Origin of the sequence: Chryseobacterium sp. CBSDS_008, assembly GCF_049959325.1 — a bacterium.
Taxonomy (GTDB): Bacteria; Bacteroidota; Bacteroidia; order Flavobacteriales; family Weeksellaceae; genus Chryseobacterium.
Window position 1 is genome coordinate 456885 of the sequence record NZ_CP188202.1, and the last position, 16957, is coordinate 473841.

Genomic DNA, 16957 nt, shown 5'->3' on the forward strand with positions numbered 1-16957 from the left:
ATAGCCACTTTTATGGACAGAAATAGAGTTATTAGGATAATTGAATATAAAAAAAGCTAAAAAATTTTAATATTTCTTTTGATGACTTCAGCCCTTTTTAGCGGCTATTAAGTCATCATAAAGTGAAAAAAGTCTATTAAACAGATTGCCTTTATCATGCTTAAGTTCTTCAAGAAGTAATATATGTCTTTTACAAAATGCAATAAGAAACTCTCTCAATTTGTTTGAGTTATCTTTTGGTGGTTAAATTTACAAAGTCCTATTTTTACGTATTTATAATTAAACACACATCTAAATACAGCGCAGTAAGCGTGTTTACAAGGTTCCATAGTGTTATGATTACAAATTAAAATTTCCCCACCTAATGGTGAGAAATTATTTTATATTCAGAGAAATTCTTTTGTGTAGTATTGAAAATTTTATATCTTTGGCCTGTTCTCATGCTTAAATATAAAGAAACATGGGAACAAAGTTGAATAGAATTAATCTAAAACGCTAAAAAACTAATTAACCTGCAATATAACTATCTCCTATATTTTGCTATTAATTATAATTTGGAAATTTGATGATATCTATTCATTAATTTTAACAAAAAATTTAATTTAACCATGAAAAAAACGTTATTTGTACTTTCTGCTCTTTTTTTATTTTCTTGTAATGGGAATGATGACATTTTAAGCAATTCTCCTGCAGACAAAAATTTAGAAAGTAGCACAAAAGCAAATATGTTCGCAACAGGAACAAGAATTGGAAATGATATCGAATTGAAAGATATTACTGATATCGCTCCAATAAAAAGTGAATCACCTAATTATACTTTTGAATTTACTAAGCAACTAGATTTTGCTGGTAATGAAAAGAAAACAAGTGTTTTGACCGGAGTGGATGAAGCTGGTAAGATCTATTACTCAACACAGAATGACGGTGTTGTTGATTTTATTGTTCAGCCTGTAGAAGAAGGTGATTACTCAGATGTTTTATATTTAGATGGAGATGGAAATAAAATGTTTAGACTTAAATTAGCGGTTAATGCTACTAAAACTGGAGTAGATGTAATCTTTTTAGAATCATATACGAAGATGGATGCCGCAGTTGCACGTCAAAAGTGGAGTCAATGTTTTTCTGCTAGTGCAGGTTCTGCTCTTGGAGTAAGTGGTGCAGTTGTCTCTGGCTTTACGGGACCTTGGGGAGTAGCAGGTTGGTATGCTGGTATTGCAGCATATTGCGCTTTAGTATAATAATTATAAACTATAAATTATGAAAAAAGGAAATTTAATAGTATTTATCGTATTTTTTATTTTGGGATTATCTATTTTTTATTTAGTAGGAGATAGCAATATTAATGGATCTAGCCCTTATAATATATACATATTAATATTTGCGTTAGTTGCCTTAATCCCTTTAATTAAATTCTTATTTCCAGTAACTAAGAAAATGGGTATCGGAACTCCTTATTTTTTTTCTAATTTATTCAAAAGTATTTTTTCGAAAAAATAAAAAATACATATATAATATTATAACAAGAGGCGCTGGAATTTTCAGCGCCCTTTCTTATATGTGTATAATTTTATTTTTAGTCTAAATCCCTGAGCAACAATGTTCATGTGATATTATGTATTATTTGCTATTTTTTCATAAATGGACTTTAAATAAAGTACGATCTTTTAACATCATAATAAAAAGCACGAATTTAAAAAGTTTGCACAGGTTACAACAATTTTAGGTAGGAAGTGGGCTGACACAAAAGTAAATTGATATTTAAAATAAAAAAGCCTGCAATTCATAAGAACGACAGGCTGTTATTTGGAGAATACAGTCTTTTTTTAACTTAATATCTCACATGGTGCTACACAAATCACCCAGGGACATCTTTTGATTCCGGGAGGTGGGCAGCATGCTTCAGAACAGCTTAACGCTCCTCCGTTAATACTTTTCAACTGGTCTCTTGAAATTTTTTTAGAATTTTTCATTGTCAAGTAATTGCATTAAACGTAAAACTAAGGCTGGTTTCCACCACCACATCCGTCGTATGGCATACATTGCCATTTACCACCGATTAAGCATAGCTGGCCGCCTCTGCAGTCAATACCACCTTTAATTGTTTTCAATTCCTGTCTTTCGATTTTTTTTAAATTTTTCATAATAATTTAGGTTTAGTTCTTTCCGAAATTACTCATTTTTTATCAACTGTTATAGAATTATTATGAAAATATTTATTTTAAATCAATGAATTATTTGATATTTTACCTTTAATTTTCTGAATCAGGTAAAATATGATGTAAGCAAGAATGCGGTAATACCATTATTAAATAGGATTCAAAGAATTGATGTTGTTAAGTAAAATCTTGTCCTGTGGCAAGTAATATTTCATAATGACTTGCTAATTTTGATTAAAAGTTTAATTGACCAAATCCAATAATAATATGAAAAATTTATTCAAATCCTCTGCATTGTTAAAATCATTTCTGATCTTAACCGCTCTTGCTGCTGTCTCCCTTGTATATGGACAGAAAGTAAAGCCTTCTGAAAGTGGCTTTGCACCCGTTAATGGGATCAAAGTTTATTACGAAATCTACGGTAATGGTAAACCCATTGTCTTACTGCATGGCGCTTTTATGACAATTGATACCAATTGGGGAGAATTGATTCCGGAACTGTCAAAAAACAGAAAAGTAATAGCACTTGAATTACAGGGTCACGGACATACTTCGTTTTCAGAAAGGAAATTATCACATGCTGCGTTAGCCAGTGATGTTACAAAAGTAATGGACTATCTGAAAATTGATAAGGCAGATGTAGCCGGGTACAGCTTTGGAGGAGAAGTGGCATATCAGTTGGCGATACAAAGTCCGGAAAGATTGAACAAGCTGGTTATTATTTCATCAACATATAAAACTAAGGGCTGGCTGCCGGAAGTAAATAAAGCACTTGAAGGAATGAAGCCCGAACTCTTTACAAACAGTCCTATGCATACTGCGTATAATGCCGTGGCACCTGATAAAACAAAATGGACAAAGTTTCTGGAGCAGATGATGGCTTCAGCAAGGCAGCCTTTCGATCTTGGCGATGATAATATTTCTAAAATTCCGGTGCCTGTTTTAATCATAGCCGGGGATAATGATGGACTGGATAAAACAGAGCTTTCGAAAACCTATAAGTTATTGGGCGGCGACGTTTTTGCAGATATGGGTGCAATGCCAAAATCTCAGATGGCTATTGCTCCGGGCCAGACCCATGTGAGTCTGATAATGCAGACCGCATTGATTCTGAACTATCTGAATGAGTTTTTAAAATAATCTGATGACAGCGAACATTATGAATACAAAATTTGAAGCAGGAATTAATATCGCCATAAAAATTCCAAAAAATAAATATGAAAAGACTGTTGCTTTTTACAGGGATATTTTAAAATTAAATGTTGAAGAAAAATCCATAAAGAATCCTACTGTTTCCAGAACACACGAAGTAGAATTTGGCCACAACATTATCTGGCTGGATTGTGTAGACAACTATACCCATTCTGAAACCTGGTTACAGCTTACGGTTCCTGATGTACAAGCAGCAACAGAATACTTACAATCGAATGGTGTGGAAACCTGTGACGAAATTGAAGAACTTCCTGAAAATATGCACTGGATTACCGATCCGGCGGGCACGGTGTTCAATCTGCAGCAAAAGGAATAAGCAAAATGAGAATTCAATGGTAAGGTTTCCTGATAGAATTATATTGGGTTAATTGTATAATTTTAATACCTTTAGTCATCAAATTATTAAAATTTTAAAATATTTTTCATGCAGACGAAATCTTTAACTTTCATCCTAACAGTATTTTCTCTACTATTAAGTGTAACCGCATTTTCACAGAAAACAGCTGCCTTAAATTCTTTATTGAATAAAAATTCAGAATTTGTCTTTCCGCAGACTACGGATAAAATCTCAAAAGCACTGAATGTGAAAACGGTTTTTTATGAAGATGCCAATGGTGAAAAATATGCAAAGTGGCCTATGAATACTGGGCTGGAGCTTTACTGTAGTCTGGGAAAGGATAATCTTGTCAATGAAATGTTTTTTACTGCTTCAGACAATAAACCTGTAATCATAGAAGGATTGCCTTTCGGTCTTATCATGAATAAAAGTACATTACAGGATAGCAAAACCAAATTCAGTAAATACAATGCAAAAACACAGAAACTATCTTCAGGCAGTGAGTTCCCAGGAGGATCAAAGCTGGTTTTTAAGAGAGGAAAACATTATGCAACTTTGTTTTTTGACAGTAAAAACCTGTTGAAATCACTAAGCTTAACCACAGAACTTATTGATCCGGCTGCCAATTAACGGCTGGAATATTCAAAATAACATAAAATCTGTCATGTTTGGCGGATTTTTGTTTATAGGGCATAGGGCAGGAAACTTTAAGATAAATCTATATCGTTAATCCATGGTTATTTTTCACTTCAGCCATCACAAAAGTACTGTGAGTACTCCCGATAGAATCTACAGATCCTAACTTATTGAATACAAAATCCTGGTAATGTTTCATATCCCGTACCTGAACCTTCAGAAGGAAATCAAAATCTCCGGAAATATTGTAGCATTCCGCAACTTCTTCAATTTCTAAAATTTCTTTTACAAAATCATAACCTACAGACCGGTCGTGAATTTTCAGTTTAATCTGGCAGAAAACCGTAAATCCACGGTTGAGCTTTTCGGCATCAAGAACCGCAGCATATCTTTTCACAAAGCCTTCCTGTTCCAGTCTTTTCACCCTTTCAAAAACAGGCGAAGTGGAAAGGTGTACTTCCTTCGCAAGCTCTTTAACAGTCAGTTTGGCATTTTTCTGGAGCAGCCTGAGCAGCTGTACATCCTTATCATCGAGTTGTTCCACAGAATATTTTTCTTTTAAATTATAAAAACAGTCAAAGTTATAGAATTATATGCTTTTATTATGGTTTTTAAAAGTTTAATTTGCTTAAATATTTCTTATCAATTGTGACTTTATTCTGTATTCTTACCTTTACCCAAAATTAAAAACTTTTACTCAGGACAACTGTTAAAAGTAAAAGTACAGTTCTTTATAAATACTTCATCAAACAGGAAAGGTTTTACTTAAGGTAGATTAATAGGGAATCGTGTGCAAATCACGAACTGTCGCGCAACTGTAAGTAACACACCAAAGGTTTTTGTCCTTGCAGATCCACTGCCAAAAGCGGGAAGGATGGCAGAAACTGTTACAAGTCAGGAGACCTGCCTTTACTGAATTGACAATGCTTTCGCGGCCTGAAGCTTTGGGTCATACAGATGATATATCGGATTCATGTATTTTCTTTAAAAGGAAACTGCATTTCCCGTTATGTCATTACTTTCCTGAAATTTCTTCCGTTAAAACATGACGAAGCATTTTAAAGGGCTTTAATATTAAGTTTAATTAAAAAGTTTAAAAAATGCAAACTCACATTCTTGGCTATCCGCGTATTGGCAGCAAAAGAGAACTCAAAAAAGCCTGCGAGCAGTATTGGTCAGGCAAAATCCTTCCGGAAGAACTTCTGAATACAGGCAGAAATATCTGTAATCAGAACTGGAATATCCAGAAAGAAGCCGGAATAGACCTTATTCCGTGTAATGATTTTTCATATTATGACCAGGTACTGGATATGAGCCTTGTGGTAGGGGCAATCCCTGCACGTTATCATGAAGTAGCGCTTAAAAAGAACAATGCTGAGCTGGATCTTTACTTTGCCATGGCAAGAGGATATCAGAAAGACGGATTGGATATCACAGCGATGGAAATGACCAAATGGTTCGATACCAATTATCACTATATCGTACCGGAGTTTTATAAAAACCAACAGTTTAAGCTAAGCTCAGGTAAAATTTTCAATGAATTTGCAGGAGCAAAACAGGCTGGAATTAATGCGAAACCGGTTATTATCGGGCTGGTTTCTTATCTGCTATTAGGGAAAGAAAAAGAAGAAGGATTCGATAAGATGGATCTTGTCGCAAATCTTCTTCCTGTATATACGGAAATTTTAACCAGGCTTCAGGAGCAGGGTGCTGAATGGATTCAGTTTGATGAACCTTTCCTGGCATTGGATTTAACAGAGAAGGCAAAAGAAACCTATGTTTCCGTATACGCTGAAATAAAAAAACGTTTCCCGAAACTGAAATTTATCGTGGCCACTTATTTTGACGGATTAAAAGATAATACATCGCTTGCAGTTTCACTTCCGGTGAATGTACTGCACATTGATCTTGTCAGAAATCCGGGGCAACTGGATGAAATACTGAATCATATTCCGGAAAGCTTAAGTCTTTCGTTAGGAGTAGTTGATGGTAGAAATATATGGAAAAATGATTTTGAAAAGTCACTCTTATTGATCAGGAAAGCTATCGGAAAATTAGGATCTGAAAGGGTTTTGATTGCCTCATCATGTTCATTGCTCCATTCTCCTTGTGATCTTGATTTTGAAACCGGTCTTACTCCTGAAATTAAAAACTGGCTGGCTTTTGCCAAACAGAAAGTGAAAGAAGTGGTAGCACTTAAAGAGCTGGCATCCGGGACAGAAAATGAACAGACTCTTGAAGCATTCGAAGAAAATAAAATCGCAATTGAGAGTAGAAAAACTTCTTCTCTGATTCACAATAACCAGGTAAAGCAAAGAGCAAACGCAGTAACAGATAAGGATGCCCAAAGAAGAAACACTTTCAAAATCCGTAAAGAAAAACAGCAAAAAGCATTACAGCTTCCTTTATTCCCAACCACGACGATCGGATCATTTCCGCAGACCACAGAGGTAAGAAGCTGGAGAGCCAAATTCAAAAAAGGAGAGCTTACCGCAGAACAATATGATACGCTGCTGAAAGAAGAAACCCGGAGAACGGTCAGATGGCAGGAAGAAATCGGTATAGATGTATTGGTTCACGGAGAATTTGAGCGTAATGACATGGTGGAATATTTCGGGGAGCGGCTTGAAGGATTTGTATTCACTAAAAACGGATGGGTACAGAGCTATGGAAGCCGCTGTGTGAAACCGCCTGTAATCTTCGGTGACGTATCCCGCCCAGCTCCGATGACGGTCTATTGGTCCCAATACGCCCAATCCCAGACTCAAAAATGGGTAAAAGGAATGCTGACAGGCCCGGTTACGATTTTACAATGGTCTTTTGTTCGTGATGATCAGCCTCGTTCGGAAACATGTAAGCAGATTGCTTTGGCAATCCGTGATGAAGTAGTGGATCTGGAAAAAGCGGGAATCAGAATTATTCAGATTGATGAACCTGCTATAAGAGAAGGACTGCCGTTAAGAAAAACCGACTGGCAGAACTATCTGAAATGGGCTGTTGAAGCCTTCAGAATTTCAGCAAGCGGAGTGGAAGATGCTACCCAGATTCATACGCATATGTGCTATTCGGAATTCAATGATATTATTGAAAATATTGCTGATATGGATGCAGACGTAATTACCATAGAATGCTCCCGCTCCCAGATGGAATTGCTGAATGCATTTGCAGACTTCAGATATCCAAATGAAATTGGCCCCGGAGTATACGATATCCACTCACCAAGGGTTCCGTCAAAAGAAGAAATGATCGAACTGTTGAGAAAAGCCCAGCATGTAATTCCTGCCAATCAGCTTTGGGTAAACCCGGACTGCGGACTGAAAACGAGACACTGGGACGAAACCGAAAAAGCTTTAATAGCGATGGTTGCTGCGGCTAAAGAAGCCTCGGTAGAATATGCACTTTGAGAATTTAAATAAATAAATACCATCACCAGGATCGTGTCATGATATTCATGGCACGATTTATTATAGTAATCCTTTAGAACATTGATGGAATAAGGATTTCGCTATTCATTTATATATTATATTGTCAGCAATATGAAGGTGAAAATAATTGCAATAGCAGCCGTTATTCTTGTTATCCTTGCTTTCAGATGTATTTTTTGGGATGAGGTCTAAACTATTTTGCCTGTAGTGAGCTTGGAGGATAACCAAACTGCTTTTTAAATGCAAAAGAGAAATGGGATAAATTTTCAAATCCCAGATCCAGGTAAATATCTGAAACGGATCTGCCTTTTTGGGTGAGCAGAAAGTGGGCTTCCTTTAATCTTCGAAGCTGCAGCCATTGTCTTGGAGGAATACCAAATATTTTTTGAAAATCCCTTTTGAATGCAGACAAACTTCTCCCTGTTAAATAAGCAAAACGCTCTATACCATTGTGATGATTTTAATACCACAAAGTTCGCCAGAAACTCTAAAGACAGGTTTGTTGTATGGTTCATATTATTTGTAGACTGCACGAAAGACTGTTTAAAATTCTTTCATTATATTCATCTTTTGATTCATGTAAATGACGACTGATTTTCATTCATGGGGCAGCTTTTCAAATAAAATGCAGGGTTTATTTCAGATCCATTGTAGTTCTGAAAACACATACCGCATTTCCGGTGATACGGATTATATTGGATTGGTCGTCTTCCACTGTTACCTGCACTTTTACTTTACCAATTCTCTTAATGGTTTCACCCTGTTTTCCTGCGAATTCAAAAATATCACCTGCCGGCTCTTTGATTTGTTGTGGATAAGGTAGCCTCCCAATGGGCCGTTAGCATTTCCGGTAACCGGATCTTCAGAAATATCCGATTAGTTTACTGTAAAAATAAGGAATGAAATCCGGGCTGATACTTGTTTTATCATTATTATTTAATTAAAAAATAAACAGAATCGTGAGTCTCTGATTTATTAACAGGCAATATGTGGAAGCAATTATACATAAGAAGACCACAATTTAATCTGTAAATTGTGGTCTTCTGCAACTAAGAACTATTTAACTACGATTCTGTTTTCAGATAGCCATAATGTAAAGCTGTTTCTTTTCCGAATAAGCTTGAGAAAATATTCTGAAACTCGTGGATATATTTACATTTTATGGCATTTCCGTATATTTTCAAGCCTTCCAGTATTTTTCTGGAACTCAGGTCTATATCATATTTTATAAAAGGTTCGGGTCTTTCGTATCTTATACTCTGATCCGAACTGTAAGTTCTTGAAAATCCCAGTCTTTCAAGCCATTCTTCTGTGATTTTAATAGGTTTGATGGCATCTGCCGGGACTGAAATACTTTGAATATCATTTTCAATTTTTACAAAATAAGCCTGATCGACATGCTGAAAGATCTCAGTGATCTTATAAATCTGGCTTTTGTACTCGACTAAGTTTTTGATTTTTAGATCTGCTACGTTCATAATATTCTGATTTTAGGTGTGATATAGTACAGGATAAACTGCAAATATTATGCCCTGCATCTCAATGATAATGCTTGTTTTAGTCAAGATTTGGGTTAAATTTTTACTATTAAAAATTAATGATATGTTAAAATAGTACACTAATAAGCGAATTATAGCGTTTTTTGTAAAAATAAAAATGTGGTATGTATGTGGTACTCGTTCTTTATTTTTCTTTTGGGGATACATTGGCTGTAGTTAAAAGGAGCGCAATAATAACTGTTAAGATAAGAACTCCTATGAAAACATTCCATGAATAAGCGTGGAGAAGATAGCCGGTACCGCTTCCCAGAATGCTGGAACCAAAATAATAAAACAGCCAGTAAATGGAAGTCGCTGAAGATTTTCCACGTTTAGCATATAAAGCCGTCATCTGGCTGGCCATTGTATGCGCAGCAAAAAATGAAAAAGTAAAAAGCCCAAGTCCGAAGATAAGCATATAGAGGTGCCCGGATAGCAGCAAGGCGGCCCCGATGAGCATAAACAAAATAGAACCCTTGAGGATATTATGCATAGGAAACCTTCTGGAAAGGCGGCCCACAACCATAGTTCCAAAAACCCCGAAAATATACATCAGGAAGATAAAGGCAATAATAAAATGGTTTAATGAAAAAGGTTCTGCCTCTAATCTGAATGTCAGATAATTATAAACACTGACAAAAACACCCATCAGTAATGCTGCAGTAAAGTATAAACGAAGCATATAAGGATTGGTAAGGAAAAACTTCATCTGCTTTACTTTAAGGTGATAATCCGTTTTCTGAGGATTGAAAAATCTTGATTCCGGGAACAGTTTCCAGAATACAGCCCCCAGAATGAAACTTTCTATTCCAATAAGAAGCACTGCATTGCGCCATCCAAACTCCCCGGCGAATAAAGTAGCCATTATTCTTCCGCTCATTCCGCCAATAGTGTTGCCGCTGAGATACATACTGATGGTAGCCGGCACTGCTAAAGCGCTCACTTCTTCTGTAAGATAGGCAAGGGTTACTGCAGAAACCCCGGATACCACAAAGCCTTTTAATACGCCGATCACAATCAGGAGGCTTAAGCCAGGAATCCAGGTGGAAATAACAGTAAGTACAGCAGATGAAATCAATGAAAAGACCATCAGGCTTTTTCGTGAATAGCTGTCGGCTTTAAAAGCGAAAAACAGTAATCCTAAAGCCATCCCTATTGTAGAAGAAGAGACCAGAAGGGAAGTATCACCTACAGATACACCAAACTGTTCTGCAGCCATAGGCAGCAAAGGCTGGAACAAATAAAGCTGTGCAAAAACCGAAAGTCCTGAAAAGAATATACACAGTTTTATATATCGGAGACGCCGGCTTCCCTGAAGAGCTTTTTCAGATGAATTCATTATGGGTTGCAATTAAAAGCAGTGGTTTGACAGAAAATTAGGTCCTGTAAATTTCCTGATTATTTTTCGGATTTAAAAATCATTATTCAATGGTTTTTATGGGTGAAACAAATCAGTGCATTTCCAGACTGCTGATATATTCAGAAGGAGTAATGCTTTCCATCTGCTTGAATACCCTGTTGAAAGTAGACTGATTGGAGAATCCGGCCTCCGTATAAATATACATAAGGGTAATTTTTTCCAGATCATTTTCATTGAGCAGTCTTTTTACACATCCAATCCTGTGCCTATTCAGATAATTGTTAAAGTTGGGATATCCTTTTGCCCGGATTGATTTTGAAATATAGCTGCTGTTGATATCCATTTCAGTAGAAAGTTTTGAAATATTGAAATTAACGTCTTTATACAGCTGCTTCTCTTTCATCAACAGTTCAATTTTTTCAAACAGCTCATCCGCAAAAGGAATTTTTTCCAGCACAGGAATTAAGTGAGCTTCCGGATGATAGGCCTTCTGTTCAATTTCATGGTAAATTTCAACCCGTTTTATTTTATCCTTAAAATAGAGCAGGAGTGATATTACGGCTACGTTGGAAATCATAAGAATTGTATCTGTGATCCTTACATCATCGGGGCTGTGTTTAGGAAAATTAAAGCTGAATGCTTTTGAAATAAAATACCCTGTTATGATATTCAGTAAAACAAACAGGCTGTAAATAAAGACATACTTTCTTGGAAAAAAAACATATGCCGCCAGCGGAATCGGAATAAGCCAGACAAAACTTGCTATAGAATTATTCCAGAAAACAAGCATGATATAAAAATTATAAAGAGTGGCAATAATAATGTAAGAATGTACCATGACATTTACAGAATAACTTTTACGCACAATCAGGTATGTATAAACCAATAAGAAAAGTCCGCCATAAAGATACCAGGCCATTATTTTATCGGGAATGATAAAAGTAAATATTAAAGCAAATACAGCAAGAATAACAGACATCAGGATGTTGTAATAATAGATCAGCTGTCTTTTGTACTGTTCAATTTTTATGTCTTTTGTTGAGGTCATTTGTGGTAAGGGGATAATTTTTAAATCATTCAATACATTTTATTTCAATCAGATTTCAAAAAATGACTGGGTTAAGTAGTTGATTGTTATTTATTTGTGTTTTGTTGAGCCGTTTCCGGTTTTTCATTGATTATTCACAAAATTGATTTATCAACGCAGATAACTTTGCACCAGCTAGCTCAATAAAGGCTGATTGATGATATGTCAACTGACCTGCATGATTTATTTATTTTTTAAATAACTCAAGAAATTTTAAACAAATATACTAAAATGAAGAAAATAAAATTAACTCTTACTGGCATAATGATGTGTTTTTCAATAGCCGCCTATTCCCAGGTAGGTATCAATACGGATTCTCCTAAAGTAACATTACAGATAGAAGGTAAGCCGGATGTGGCAACAGTGCCGGATGGGGTAATGGCGCCCAGGATGACGGGAGACCAGCTGAAGGCTAAAGATAATGTCTATTTGGCTGCACAGACCGGAGCATTAGTCTATGTGACCCAGGCAGTGACGATGCCTTCAGCCAAAACAGCAAAGGTGGATAAGGCCGGATATTATATGTTTAACGGAACAACCTGGAAGTTTGCATTTGGAGGAAATGATGATGATATTACCATCGGAGATTTGGTTTACTATCATGCGAGCATACCTGCAGGTACTTCCGGGGCTAATACTTTGGCCAGTACCTATCTTTCAGATCTACCTGTTCTGGGAGGTTTCTTAAGACTTGATGCGCAGTTTGACAACAGTTCAGCAGGAACAGGCGCCGTTACAACTTTTAATCCGAGACTTTATAATGTAGGAACATCAGATGTGAAAATCTGGGTTTCAGAAATGTCCACTCATACCGGAGATTCTGATAACGGAAATATTAAATTATCACCCGGAGCATACAGGCAGTTTGATGATGGTGTATATCTAACCCAGACAAATAATGAGACCATAACATTCGATATAACGATACAGGACCCGGAACCAAGATGGTACAGAGTGTATTATGCCTTCCGTGTAGATAACAAATCTACGACAGGAAGCAGCAATGCCACCACAACAGATGCCAATACTTCTGATAACACAAGAGAGCTGTATCTTTCTGTGCAGAGACTATATTAACAGACCGCTTTAATAAAACTGTCTGATGATTCTAAAAATGCAATGATGACATAACAAATCAACAAAATCAATAGTTAGCTGCTTAAAAACCTAATGAGATTTGTGTTTTTTCTGGGGCCGGAATAATATGAAACTCCGGTCCCGTTTTTCTTAATGCATCATTTCATATATTTTAATTAATTCTGCAATATTTCCGACATTAAGCTTTTGAAAAATCCTTTTTTTATAAGTGCTTACTGTAGACATCTGAATATTCAGTCTGTTGGCAATTTCAAGGTTTCCATTGCCGTCTGCCAGAAGTTTGAAGATTTCATATTCTCTGGAAGACAGCTTTTCTACAGGGTTATTTCTCTTATTCTGAATAATAAGCCCTATGAGTTCTGCAGGATAGAAATATCCTTTTTCGATCACGGTTTTCACAGCATTTTTAATTTCTTCCTCACTGCTTTGTTTATTCAGATAGCCTTCGGCGCCTTCTCTGATATACTGGATCGCAACATCTTTGTCATACCCTGAAAATATGAGAATCTTAAGATCATGCTGAATATTTTTAAGCTCAGGGACCATTTTTTTATACTGCGTTCCCGGCATATCGATATCTAAAATGAGAAGGTCATACCGTTGAGTTTCCAACTTATTTTTTACCTGGTCGTAGTTTTCGGCAAAATCTATTTTCAGCCCCGGATAAGCCGTTTCAAGAACCAAAGAAGTTCCTGCTCTTACTACGTAATGATCATCTGCGATTAAAATTCTTTCATTCATAGAGGTTAGTTTTTATTGAGTGTTATTTCTACAACAGTTCCTTTGGGTTGGTTGTGCACGAAACTGATTCCGGCATTGATCTTTTTTACCAGATGGATGACCATATGCAGACCAAGCCCTCTTCCTTTGAAGCTGGGAGTTTCCAGTTTAGGGTTCCTGAACAGGTTCATATACATGTCCATCTGCTCTGCAGACATTCCAGTTCCTGTGTCAGAAATAATTATCGTGGGTTTTTGTAAATTTTCAGTTATATTCAGGGTTATATTCCCGGCGAGGGTATTTTTTACAGCATTATCAAGGATATTATGAATAATTGCGGTTAAAATACTTTCATTTACCTTGGCATAAACCGTATGTTCAGTAAGATTGGTAATGGTTGTTCCTTTTTCTTTCGCAATTTCACAGAATAGCCTGTTCTTGATTTCCAGGATTCTGTTGATAGGGTATTCTTTTTCTTCAAAAATATTTTCAGCCTTATAAAGCTCAGTGTACTCCTTTAAATTCAGTGTAAACTGATAAAGCTGTTCCGAAGATTTATAAATACTGTCAAAATACTTTTTCTGAAGCTCCACATCGTCAGATTCATGGAGTTTTTGCGAAAGCATTGCAATAAACCTGATTGGTGTAGTGATATCATGGCTGATGGTTTCCACCAGCTTTTTCTGGTATTCCGTTTCTTTTTGCAGATTGCTTTTTACCACTTCAAGGTGAAGGGATGTTTCTTTCAGTTCAGAATTTTTATTATGAACAATCTGTTTTAAAGCCTTATTTTTTATCCTTAGAAAATTGGTCATTAGCTGAACAATCACAATGATTATGATCAGGATAATGATGGAAGCAGACACTCTGAAAAGCAATGTCTGATAAAAAAGAGGCTGAATAGTGAAACGTATGGTCTTTACTTCATATTTCCCGTCAGGAGAAATTAATACCCTTACACTCAGGGTGTAATCCCCGGGAGACAGATTGCTGATGGTGTATTTTAATTCTTTTCCCGTTGCAACCTTTTCCCAGCCGGTATTTTCTTTGCCCGATATTTGAGCTTCAATATAAAGGTTTTCAGGATTAGAAAAATAAGGGATATCGATAAAGACATCTGCTGTTTTATAATCATTTTTTAAATCAAGTCTCTGGTGAAAATACTGAGGTTCAGAATTTCCGGTTTTTACCCTTTCAATATAGATTTTATTTCTTTCCGGATAATACGACTGAATGCTGTCCGGATTAAAAAATACAAAACCATCCATCGAAGGAAATACAAAATCTCCATTCTCAAGAGCATAGGCATTAGGCTCTGAACTTCCATTAAATTCATTCGTCAAAAAACCGTCTTTTTTGGTAAAACGATAATAAAAAACCGGTGCTTTTCTGTCTTCTGCATATTGCAGCAGCTGTTTTTTAGGAACCTTAAACATACCGTTATTAGAAGAAATCCAATAATATCCCTTTTGGTCTTCCAGTATATAATGAGCCGACTGAAGGTAATCATTACTGTCATTCGGCATCTTGATAAGTGTATGGTTTCTGAAAAGATAAAACCCGTTTTTATTGGTGGTAATCCAGATCAGGTTATCCTTCGTTCTGAAAATACTTTTGACATTGATATTTTTGAGCAGCGGAGTGATTGTATTGCTTTTCAGATGTACTGAATAGAGCCCGTCACTGTTTCCGGTCAGGATCTCATTTTGGCTGTATTGATAAAAAATATTGACAGCACTTTTAAAATTATAAGTGAAATCCGGCTTGGAAAACAAATCCTTTTTATAAAGCTGAAGCTGGCTTCCTGAAAGGCCTGTAAAAGCAGCGCCATAAAGATTTCCACTTTTCATAAAAGTTTCAAGCCTTTTGTTGACACAGATAGAATCCTTCTTTTTAAATCCTGAATTTTTATAAAACCTGATCATACAGTTTCTCTTTCTGATCAGCATATTTCCGGAATGGTCATACATCATCAGGTAATTGTCCTTGCAGCCGAAAAGATGTTTATTCACAACACCGTTTTTCCCAAACTCTGTTCCGTCCTCTGCGATGATAGTACTTTTGCTGAATGGGAGTGAAGCATAATATACATTGTTTGAAAAATCAGTTTCCTTTTTTGAAATATAGAAACCGGATAGCTTGAGCACATTCAGTCCGTTATTGAGCGTTCCCAGATACAATTTGTTGAAATCCTTATCATAGAACATAGAGCAGTAAGGGTAGTTTCCAATTTCCTCAAAATTTACAAGGAATTTCAGGTGAAGGTCCTTTTCATTACCTTCTACGATATAAATATTATCGTGGTTAATAATAAAAGTCTGATTGGTAATCTGCTGCCAGTAGATTTTGGTATCAGGATGATTAAAAAGGGTGGGCTTATCAGAAACAGAAAGCTGTCCATTGCAGATAGAATAGGTCTTTCTTTTTTTCAGATCATTAATGAAAAGGGTATCATTCAATACAAAAGTATAGTTAAGATCTTTGTTGGTAAAGGGGAGGACGATTTTTTTTTCCTTTTTTCCCTCCTTATAAATAATAACATTCTTTTCTGCAAAATGATAAACAGAATTCTTAAGCTTAATATAATACTGGACATCATTATAAAAATCCGCCGTAATGATATTATTGGCAATACGATGCACGATATCATTACCATTGGAACACGTCATTTTATCATTGCGGGTGAGTTTGGCAAGCTTAGGAAACCTGTTTTTAATAATGATTTTATTTTCCTGTAAATTATTAAGAACTGTTATACTGTCCAGAAACGGATTGCCGATGAACTCACCAAAATGCAGATTGTTAACCTTGAAATTATCAAAGGTAATAAACGAAATCCCGTCATACCGTACCAGTCCGTTTTCTGTAGAAATCCAGATAAATCCATATTTATCTTTGACAATGGCCTTTGCACTGCTTTGCGGAAGCCCATTGTCTATATTGTACCACGTAGAGGTGTGGCGCTGTCCGGAAATGTTTAAATATATACAAGCAAAAATAAATGCCCAAACTCTCATATATGTGCAAACTGATCTATATCTGCTAATACAGTAGATGGTTAATAATAGTATTTGTACAAGTCAATGTTTTTTTAATGGGCAGGAACGATTGAGAATAAATTTTTATCATTGAAGTTTTCTGGTCTTTTGTGTTTTATTTTTGATCGTGTAAAAATAGTGAAATTATGAAGACAAATCAGTATTTTCTATAAGTTTGATCCTTGTGTACCCCATACAGGGAGCTAAAAAATTTCTGAAACATTATGGTATTTCAATAATAAGTGATAAATTCATGCGGGATTCATTTAAAAATTTCTTCTATAAATCCCACTCTATACCGTATTTGTGATTTGTTTTAGAATTTTATAAATGAAAAATATTGATGGTTC

At 35.8% G+C, this 16957-nt stretch carries 18 protein-coding genes and 1 riboswitch; of the genes, 7 read left to right on the top strand and 11 right to left on the bottom strand.

Features of this window, described 5'->3' with window-relative positions; translation table 11 throughout:
• The first annotated feature begins 608 nt into the window (after positions 1 to 608).
• Positions 609 to 1238 (top strand): hypothetical protein, encoded by a 630-nt coding sequence (locus tag ACP3T3_RS01950; protein ID WP_426478256.1) that lies wholly within the window; start codon positions 609 to 611, stop codon positions 1236 to 1238.
• Positions 1239 to 1257: 19 nt separating this feature from the next.
• Complete coding sequence (locus tag ACP3T3_RS01955) at positions 1258 to 1497, top strand: hypothetical protein (protein WP_426478257.1); 240 nt, start codon at positions 1258 to 1260, stop codon at positions 1495 to 1497.
• Between the two features lie 326 nt (positions 1498 to 1823).
• On the opposite strand, the gene ACP3T3_RS01960 is transcribed toward ACP3T3_RS01955, so the two are convergent.
• Both ACP3T3_RS01960 and ACP3T3_RS01965 read right to left on the bottom strand, forming a co-directional pair.
• On the bottom strand, positions 1824 to 1970 hold the full coding sequence (locus tag ACP3T3_RS01960) for a bacteriocin-like protein (RefSeq protein ID WP_426478258.1): 147 nt from the start codon (positions 1968 to 1970) through the stop codon (positions 1824 to 1826).
• A 27-nt stretch (positions 1971 to 1997) separates the two neighbouring features.
• Positions 1998 to 2141 carry a bacteriocin-like protein gene (locus tag ACP3T3_RS01965; protein ID WP_002980068.1) on the bottom strand — a complete coding sequence of 48 codons (144 nt, stop codon included), beginning with the start codon at positions 2139 to 2141 and terminating at the stop codon, positions 1998 to 2000.
• Between the two features lie 282 nt (positions 2142 to 2423).
• On the opposite strand from ACP3T3_RS01965, the gene ACP3T3_RS01970 reads away from it, so the two are divergent.
• The 3 genes from ACP3T3_RS01970 to ACP3T3_RS01980 all read left to right on the top strand — a co-directional run bounded on the left by ACP3T3_RS01970 (position 2424) and on the right by ACP3T3_RS01980 (position 4335).
• The gene (locus ACP3T3_RS01970; RefSeq protein ID WP_426478259.1) at positions 2424 to 3296 is read left to right on the top strand and encodes an alpha/beta fold hydrolase; all 873 of its coding nucleotides are present in this window, start codon (positions 2424 to 2426) and stop codon (positions 3294 to 3296) included.
• A gap of 4 nt (positions 3297 to 3300) precedes the next feature.
• Positions 3301 to 3684 carry a VOC family protein gene (locus tag ACP3T3_RS01975; RefSeq protein WP_426478260.1) on the top strand — a complete coding sequence of 128 codons (384 nt, stop codon included), beginning with the start codon at positions 3301 to 3303 and terminating at the stop codon, positions 3682 to 3684.
• Between the two features lie 108 nt (positions 3685 to 3792).
• Positions 3793 to 4335, top strand: coding sequence for a hypothetical protein (locus tag ACP3T3_RS01980; RefSeq protein ID WP_426478261.1), 543 nt, complete (start codon positions 3793 to 3795; stop codon positions 4333 to 4335).
• A gap of 88 nt (positions 4336 to 4423) precedes the next feature.
• On the opposite strand, the gene ACP3T3_RS01985 is transcribed toward ACP3T3_RS01980, so the two are convergent.
• A complete protein-coding gene (locus tag ACP3T3_RS01985) occupies positions 4424 to 4885 on the bottom strand; it encodes an Lrp/AsnC family transcriptional regulator (RefSeq protein ID WP_426478262.1) in 462 nt (153 codons plus the stop codon).
• A 195-nt stretch (positions 4886 to 5080) separates the two neighbouring features.
• Positions 5081 to 5266: riboswitch (cobalamin riboswitch) on the top strand.
• Between the two features lie 175 nt (positions 5267 to 5441).
• On the opposite strand from ACP3T3_RS01985, the gene metE reads away from it, so the two are divergent.
• Positions 5442 to 7745, top strand: a complete 2304-nt coding sequence (metE, locus tag ACP3T3_RS01990; protein WP_426478263.1) for a 5-methyltetrahydropteroyltriglutamate--homocysteine S-methyltransferase — start codon at positions 5442 to 5444, stop codon at positions 7743 to 7745.
• A gap of 214 nt (positions 7746 to 7959) precedes the next feature.
• Here metE and ACP3T3_RS01995 read toward each other — a convergent pair whose 3' ends face one another.
• The 6 genes from ACP3T3_RS01995 to ACP3T3_RS02020 all read right to left on the bottom strand — a co-directional run bounded on the left by ACP3T3_RS01995 (position 7960) and on the right by ACP3T3_RS02020 (position 11745).
• A complete protein-coding gene (locus ACP3T3_RS01995) occupies positions 7960 to 8178 on the bottom strand; it encodes a helix-turn-helix domain-containing protein (RefSeq protein ID WP_426478264.1) in 219 nt (72 codons plus the stop codon).
• Positions 8179 to 8400: 222 nt separating this feature from the next.
• Positions 8401 to 8493 carry a hypothetical protein gene (locus ACP3T3_RS02000; RefSeq protein WP_426478265.1) on the bottom strand — a complete coding sequence of 31 codons (93 nt, stop codon included), beginning with the start codon at positions 8491 to 8493 and terminating at the stop codon, positions 8401 to 8403.
• Positions 8494 to 8495: 2 nt separating this feature from the next.
• On the bottom strand, positions 8496 to 8597 hold the full coding sequence (locus ACP3T3_RS02005) for a hypothetical protein (protein ID WP_426478266.1): 102 nt from the start codon (positions 8595 to 8597) through the stop codon (positions 8496 to 8498).
• 233 nt (positions 8598 to 8830) lie between these two features.
• Positions 8831 to 9244: a hypothetical protein gene (locus tag ACP3T3_RS02010; RefSeq protein WP_426478267.1), complete on the bottom strand. Its 414-nt coding sequence runs from the start codon at positions 9242 to 9244 to the stop codon at positions 8831 to 8833.
• A gap of 205 nt (positions 9245 to 9449) precedes the next feature.
• Positions 9450 to 10643 carry an MFS transporter gene (locus ACP3T3_RS02015; protein ID WP_426478268.1) on the bottom strand — a complete coding sequence of 398 codons (1194 nt, stop codon included), beginning with the start codon at positions 10641 to 10643 and terminating at the stop codon, positions 9450 to 9452.
• Positions 10644 to 10755: 112 nt separating this feature from the next.
• The gene (locus ACP3T3_RS02020; protein WP_426478269.1) at positions 10756 to 11745 is read right to left on the bottom strand and encodes a helix-turn-helix domain-containing protein; all 990 of its coding nucleotides are present in this window, start codon (positions 11743 to 11745) and stop codon (positions 10756 to 10758) included.
• A gap of 237 nt (positions 11746 to 11982) precedes the next feature.
• Between ACP3T3_RS02020 and ACP3T3_RS02025 the strand changes: the two genes are divergently transcribed.
• Entirely contained in the window at positions 11983 to 12828 is an 846-nt protein-coding gene (locus ACP3T3_RS02025; protein ID WP_426478270.1) for a hypothetical protein, read from the top strand.
• Positions 12829 to 12978: 150 nt separating this feature from the next.
• On the opposite strand, the gene ACP3T3_RS02030 is transcribed toward ACP3T3_RS02025, so the two are convergent.
• Positions 12979 to 13590: a response regulator gene (locus tag ACP3T3_RS02030; RefSeq protein ID WP_426478271.1), complete on the bottom strand. Its 612-nt coding sequence runs from the start codon at positions 13588 to 13590 to the stop codon at positions 12979 to 12981.
• Positions 13591 to 13595: 5 nt separating this feature from the next.
• Positions 13596 to 16586 carry a sensor histidine kinase gene (locus tag ACP3T3_RS02035; RefSeq protein ID WP_426478272.1) on the bottom strand — a complete coding sequence of 997 codons (2991 nt, stop codon included), beginning with the start codon at positions 16584 to 16586 and terminating at the stop codon, positions 13596 to 13598.
• Positions 16587 to 16957: the final 371 nt, after the last annotated feature.